The following is a 6,347-nucleotide window of genomic DNA, read 5'->3' as shown; positions in this document are numbered from 1 at the left end:
GTCTGAGGGCCGCCCCTCAGCCAAGTGCAGAGCCGGGACACAGAGCATTCCGGAATGGGTTCCCGAGCTCCCGTTCGGGAGAGGTCAGCGCGGCTATGCCGCGCGCTTCAGTCCCACCCTGCTCCAGATTTCGGTCAGCGCCACCACGAGCTGATCGATATCCGCATCGCTGTGCAGCGGCGACGGCGTGATGCGCAGCCGCTCGGTGCCGCGCGGCACCGTCGGATAGTTGATGGGCTGGACATAGATGTCGAAGCGCGCCAGCAGCTCGTCGCTGATCGCCTTGCACAGGCCCGCGTCGCCGACCATCACCGGGACGATATGACTGGGATTGGCGAGATGCGCGATGCCGACCGCGTCGAGCCGACTCCTCAACGCCATGACCCTGTCGGCCTGGCGCTTGCGCTCCACTGAGCTCGTCTTGAGATGACGGATCGCGGCGAGCGCCCCCGCCGCAAGGTTCGGCGGCAGGGAGCTCGAGAAGATGAAGCCCGAGGCAAAGCTGCGGACATAGTCGCAGAGCGCGGCCGAGCCAGCGATATAGCCGCCCATCACGCCGAAGGATTTGGCCAGCGTGCCCTCGATCAGGGTCAGGCGATCGCTGAGGCCGTCGCGCTCGCTGATGCCGCCGCCACGCGGCCCGTAGAGGCCAACAGCGTGGACCTCGTCGATATAGGTCATGGCACCGAACTCGTCGGCAATGTCGCAGAAGGCGGCGACCGGGGCGATATCGCCGTCCATCGAATAAACCGACTCGAAGGCGATCAGCTTGGGCCGGGCCGGATCGATGCTCTGCAGCTTGCGGCGCAGATCGTCGGGATCATTATGGGCGAAGATCAGCTTCTCCGCGCGCGAATGCCGGATGCCCTCGATCATCGAGGCATGGTTCAGCGCATCGGTCAGGACGACGCAGCCCGGGAGCCGGGAAGCCAGTGTCGAGAGCGAGGCCCAGTTCGACATGTAACCGGAGTTGAAGAGAAGCGCTGCCTCCTTGCCGTGCAGGTCGGCCAGTTCCCGCTCAAGCAGCACATGGTAGTGGTTGGTGCCGCTGATATTGCGGGTGCCGCCGGCACCAGCGCCGCAACCGGCAAGAGCCTCCTGCATCGCGGCCAGCACGTCGGGATGCTGGCCCATGCCGAGATAGTCGTTGGAACACCAGACCGTGATCTCGCGGGGCCCGTCCGCGCCATGGTAGCGCGCACGCGGAAAGCGCCCGACGATTCGCTCCAGATCGGCGAAGACCCGGTAGCGTCCCTCCTTGCGAAGCGCGTCGAGCTCCGTGCGGAAGAAGTGTTCGTAGTCCATCGGTGGCCTCCTGCGACGGGCCTCTCCTACGAGAGAGGAGCCTAACGCGAAATGGTGCGCGGTGTCGCGGGGGCCGTTACGGAACGACCGTTACGGCATGTACTGGCCGCCATTGACCTCGAGAATCTGGCCCGTGACGAAGCTGCCGAGTGTCTCGGAGGCGAGATAGAGGAACGCGCCGACGCATTCATCCGCCTTGCCGAGCCGGTCCATCGGGATGCCGGCCTGCATCGCGGCGAGKTGCTCGGGGGTCGAGTAGCGCTCGTGGAACGGTGTCATGATCACCCCGGGCGAAACGGCGTTGACCCGGATCCTGTGTTTGACCAGTTCGCGAGCCCAGCCGCGGGTCCCCGTCGAGATGAACCCCTTTGAGGCGGCGTAGAGCACGGAGCCTGGGCCGCCACCAATGCGCGCCGCGACCGAGCTGACATTGACGATGCTGCCGCCCGTGCCCTGCGCGATCAGGGTCCTGGCCGCCTCGCGCATGAAATGCGCGACCTGGCGGATGTTGAGATCGATGATGTCGTCGATGATGCCATCGTCATAATCGGTGACCGGCACGCGCTTCACCAACCCGCCGGCATTGTTGATCAGCACATCGAGTCCGCCGAGGCCCGAAAGCGCCTCGGCCATGATGCGCGGAATCTCGCCGCTCTCCGTGACGTCGCCGCCAATCAGCACAGCCTTGCCACCGGCCGCCTCGATCTCGCGGGCCACCGCTTGCGCCTTGTCACGACTGGCATTGTAGTGAACGCCGACGCGAGCGCCATTGGCACCGAAGGCCCGCGCAGCCGCCGCGCCAATGCCGGTGCTGGCACCGGTGATCAGTACTCTCTTGCCCCTGAGATCAGCCAATTGCGGCCAGTTCGGTGTCGAATGATGCTGTGTCATCGCGCTCGGCTCTCCCTTAATCGATTGAATTCTTGAGCACGCCAAGGAGGCGTTCCTGAACCATATCGCGTGGGGCACGGCATGCCAGCGCCTCGGGCGCAGGGCACCCGAGGCGTCGCGTCAGATCAGCTTTGCGAGAGGCTGATCAGGCTTGCGGGAGATAGGCAGCCCGCCCGCTCGCCAGAGCGGAGTCGAGGAGTTCGATGCGATCCTGGCCCCAGAAAACCTCGCCATCGAGCACATAGGAGGGCGCCCCGAAGACACCGGCAGCGATCGCGTCGACGCGATTGGCTTCATAGCGCTCAGAACTCGCCGCACTCTCGGCGGCCGTCAGCAGGGCCTCGGCCGGAAGCCCCTCCGCAGTGGCCAGCCCGGCGATCACCGAGCGATCGATAGCGCTGGCGCGAGGGGTGGCGCTTCGGCAGCGGCAGTCCGCCCGTCTCGTCGAAAACCGCCCGCACCGGCATCGGCCGGTAGGTCACCGTCGCGCCATGGCGCTTGGCGGTCTCGAGGAAAGTCGCATGGCCGAGATAGGCCCAGGGCGAGGACAGCGTGAAGAAATAGTCGATCATGCGAGGCATTGGCAGGCGAATCCGTTGTCAGGAGCGCTCAAGATGAGGCGTTCGGCGCACAATGCGCTGCCGGGGGCTGAGCCACCAATTCCAAATCTTGACCTCGCCCATCAGTGCAAGGCCTTTTTCATTGCTGCAGCCACGCCACAAGGACCGGCCGATTATTCACGAAACGGCAAAGCTGCTTGGTTTGAAACCTGAATCCGTCTTGGATCAAGGAGTTAGGGCGCAAAAACCGCCGGAAAGCCGGTTTCCCCTTTCGGATGCCATGCTCTAGACCAGAGGAAATAGAACGGACCACGCGGAAGGGACGAGCATGGCGGTTTCGATCGACGGGCGCACGCTCAAGGGCAAGCAGGTTCTCAAGGTCGCAAGGCCGGGCCCTTCCGGTCGCTACGAGAAGGCCGGCCTCGCCAAGGCGGCACGCGAGCGCATTGCGGCGACACGCGCCCATATCGATGCGCATTTCATGACCGACGATGCGCCGTTCATGTATTCCTTCAACACGGGTGTCGGCCTGTTCAAGGACCAGCGCGTGCTGATGTCGGAGATGACCGAATATCAGCGCAAGAGCGTCTACGCGCACGCGACCGGCATCGGAGAGCCATTCGCTGAAGACGTGACGCGCGCCACCATGCTGTTGCGCGCCAATGCCTTCGCCTCGAATTATTCCGGCCCCCAGGTCGAGCTCGTCGAGCGCCTGCTCGCCTGCCTCAATGCCGGCGTGCACCCGGTGATCCCGCAGAAGGGCTCGGTCGGCGCCTCCGGCGATCTCGCCCCGCTCGCCCATATGTCGGCGGCTGTCTGTGGCTTCGCCGAAGCCGAAGCGATCTACAAGGGCAAGCGCATGCCGGCGCGCGATGCGCTGGCGAAGGCTGGCCTCACACCGGATTTCCCGCTCGGCGCCAAGGATGCCTCTGCCCTGATCAACGGCTCGACGGTTTCGCTCGCGCTCGGCGTCCTGGCGAGCGAGGATGCCAAACGCTTGGTCAAGGCGGCCGATATCGGGCTCGCGCTTTCGCTGGAGGCGATGCGGGGCGAGCTTGCAGCCTTCGATCCGCGCGTCCACGCCGCGCGTCCCCATCCGGGCCAGGGGCTGGTGGCCCGCAATATCCTGAAACTGACGCAGGGCTCGAAGCGCTGCTCGGCTTCGGCCCGCGAGACGATCTACCCCGACGAGATCGGCCGCACCCCCGGCAAGCCGCCGTCACCACGCGTGCAGGATGTCTATTCGCTGCGCTGCGGCCCGCAGGTGCATGGTCCGGCACGCGAGGCCCTCGACTACGTGCTGCGCGTCATCGGCACCGAGACCAACTCGGCCACGGACAACCCGCTGATCTTCGAGGAAAGCGGCAGCTTCACCGTGATCTCCGGCGGTCATTTCCACGGCCAATACGTCGCGCAGGCGATGGACCTGCTCGCCATGGCCATGACCGATCTCGGCTCGATCTGCGAGCGCCGCCTCGCCCGGCTGATCGACCCGACGCTCAGCTACGGCCTGCCGCGCAACCTGCTCGCCGGCAAGCGCGGCCTGAATACCGGCTTCGCCACGGTGCAGTGCTCGATGTCGGCGCTGGTGATGGAGAACCGGACGCTGTCGTCGCCGGGATCCGTCGATTCGATCCCCGGCAAGTCGAATGCCGAGGATCATGTCTCGAACTCGACCTGGTGCGGCCGAAAGGCTCGCACCGTGGTCGAAAATGTCGAGATGATCATTGCCATGGAAATCCTGATGGCCTGCCAGGCGCTGACCCTGATCGCGGAGACCGCCAAGGGCCATCCGCTCGGCCGGGGCACGCAGGCGGCGCTCGACGCCTTGCGCGAGACGATCCCGCCCGCGCTCGACGGCGACCGCTGGTACGCCGCCGAGATGAATCAGGCGACGGCGCTGGTGCGCTCGGGCGCGATCGTCGAGGCGGTCGAGGCCGTGGTCGGGGCGCTCGAGTAAGGCCAGCCGTCACGCGGCTTTTGCACGAAAATAGCTGCTCGGCGCGTACAGCCGAGCAGGACGAGGGGTTACCCCTCCTGCCGCGCCAGCTCCAGGATGGTCTCGAGCAGCACCCGGATCGCGATGCCGGCGTCGAGTTCGGTCATGTTCTCCAGCGGGGAATGGCTGATGCCCCTCTCGCAGCGGACGAAGAGCATGGCTGAGGGACAGAGCCGTGCCATCGCCATGGCGTCATGGCCCGCGCCGGACGGGAGACGGCGAGCACTGAGGTTCGAGCCCGTACGTGCGATGCCCGTCGCAAAGGCCTCCTGCAGCCGCTCCGCCATCGGCGTCGCATCTTCCTGCGAATAGGGCGTGATCTCCAACCCGACACCGCGCCGAGCCGCGATCGCGGCGAAGCGCTCGGCAATGGCCTTGTCCATGCTCGCCAGTGTCTCGTTGCGCGGCGAGCGGAAATCGACGGTGAAGTCGACCGCGCCGGGCACGACATTGGTGGCGCCCGGATCAGGCCTGAACACGCCTACCGTGCCGACCGCCTGCTCATGCGCAGCCGCAATATCCTCGAGCGCCAGCGCCATCTCCGCGGCAGCCGCAAGTGCATCCTTGCGCAGCTTCATCGGAACCGTCCCGGCATGGCCGGCCTCGCCCGTGACGCGGACCCGGGCCCGCTTCTGGGCGTTGATGGCCGTGACGATGCCGACGGCTTCGTTCTCGCTCTCCAGCACCGGACCCTGCTCGATATGGACTTCGAGATAAGCCTTTACGGAGCCGGGCTTGCGCTTCAGGGCAGCAATTCCCGATGGGTCCCCGCCGAAGGCGACTAGAGCATCACGCAGCACCACGCCATCCGCATCCCGGGAGTCGAGCCAAGCCGTATCATAGTGCCCGATCAAAGCCGACGAGGTCGAAAGGGAGGTCGGAAAACGCACCGTCTCCTCGTCCCCGAAACCGACCACCTCCAGTGCGAAGGGCAGGACGATGCCGGCATCGCGAAGCGCCTGCGCTGCAAGGATACCGGCGACGACGCCGAGATTGCCGTCAAACCGGCCGCCATCCTTCACCGTATCGATATGCGAGCCGATCAGCACGGCGGGAAGACCAGGCTTTGCGCCCTCGCGTCGGCCCTGGACCGATCCGGCGGCATCGATGAAGGCGTCGAGCCCCGCCACTTCCATCGCGCCCTTCGTCCACTCGGCAGCCTGCCGATGCGAAGGGGACAGGTAGAGACGGGTGATCTTGCCCGGCTCGTCGGTGAAGCGGTTCAGTCCATCGAGTGCGGCAAAGGCACGGGCACCAAGGACGGCGGCGGAAGGAAGTGAGGCGGTCATGGCGAAACCATAGCGCATCGGCCCTGCGGGGGAAGCAGCCAGAGGCGTCCCCAGGTCGAATTTCCATGACTGGCGCGGCAGCCCATCCGCCTGCTAATCATCCAGCCGGAGCACCGTCTCTCTTCACCCCTGGAAAGCACTCGTCCGCGCCGCACCGCCGGTACCGGATGAAGCGGCTCCCCATCGCGAGACGTTGCCATGACCGACCCAACCGACCACGGAATCCGCTTCGGACGGATTGCCGCCATGTTGCCAGTACGCGACATGGACAAGGCCCACGACTTCTACACACGGGTGCTCGGC

General features: G+C 65.8%; 6 protein-coding genes and 1 pseudogene. 3 read left to right on the top strand and 4 right to left on the bottom strand.

What is annotated here, in order from left to right; translation table 11 throughout:
• Positions 1 to 93: 93 nt before the first annotated feature.
• From hemA to AC1D34_RS35040, 3 genes and pseudogenes are all read right to left on the bottom strand, one after another.
• The gene (hemA, locus tag AC1D34_RS35050; RefSeq protein WP_476826720.1) at positions 94 to 1,305 is read right to left on the bottom strand and encodes a 5-aminolevulinate synthase; all 1,212 of its coding nucleotides are present in this window, start codon (positions 1,303 to 1,305) and stop codon (positions 94 to 96) included.
• Positions 1,306 to 1,395: 90 nt separating this feature from the next.
• Positions 1,396 to 2,196, bottom strand: coding sequence for an SDR family NAD(P)-dependent oxidoreductase (locus AC1D34_RS35045; protein ID WP_476826719.1), 801 nt, complete (start codon positions 2,194 to 2,196; stop codon positions 1,396 to 1,398).
• Positions 2,197 to 2,341: 145 nt separating this feature from the next.
• A pseudogene (locus tag AC1D34_RS35040) lies at positions 2,342 to 2,777 on the bottom strand (DsbA family protein).
• Here AC1D34_RS35040 and AC1D34_RS35035 point away from each other — a divergent pair.
• Both AC1D34_RS35035 and AC1D34_RS35030 read left to right on the top strand, forming a co-directional pair.
• Positions 2,718 to 2,969, top strand: a complete 252-nt coding sequence (locus AC1D34_RS35035; protein WP_476826722.1) for a hypothetical protein — start codon at positions 2,718 to 2,720, stop codon at positions 2,967 to 2,969. The pseudogene AC1D34_RS35040 and the gene AC1D34_RS35035 overlap by 60 nt on opposite strands.
• Positions 2,970 to 3,084: 115 nt before the next feature.
• Positions 3,085 to 4,716: an HAL/PAL/TAL family ammonia-lyase gene (locus AC1D34_RS35030; protein ID WP_476826718.1), complete on the top strand. Its 1,632-nt coding sequence runs from the start codon at positions 3,085 to 3,087 to the stop codon at positions 4,714 to 4,716.
• A gap of 68 nt (positions 4,717 to 4,784) precedes the next feature.
• Here AC1D34_RS35030 and AC1D34_RS35025 read toward each other — a convergent pair whose 3' ends face one another.
• On the bottom strand, positions 4,785 to 6,044 hold the full coding sequence (locus AC1D34_RS35025; protein WP_476826717.1) for an allantoate amidohydrolase: 1,260 nt from the start codon (positions 6,042 to 6,044) through the stop codon (positions 4,785 to 4,787).
• A 198-nt stretch (positions 6,045 to 6,242) separates the two neighbouring features.
• Between AC1D34_RS35025 and AC1D34_RS35020 the strand changes: the two genes are divergently transcribed.
• Positions 6,243 to 6,347: VOC family protein (locus AC1D34_RS35020; RefSeq protein WP_476826721.1), on the top strand; the 105-nt coding region annotated here is incomplete at its 3' end.

Source organism: Allobosea sp. P1_A7, from assembly GCF_056406775.1.
The sequence above is the reverse complement of the archived record's forward strand: the minus strand, read 5'-3'. Positions and strand labels throughout refer to the sequence as shown.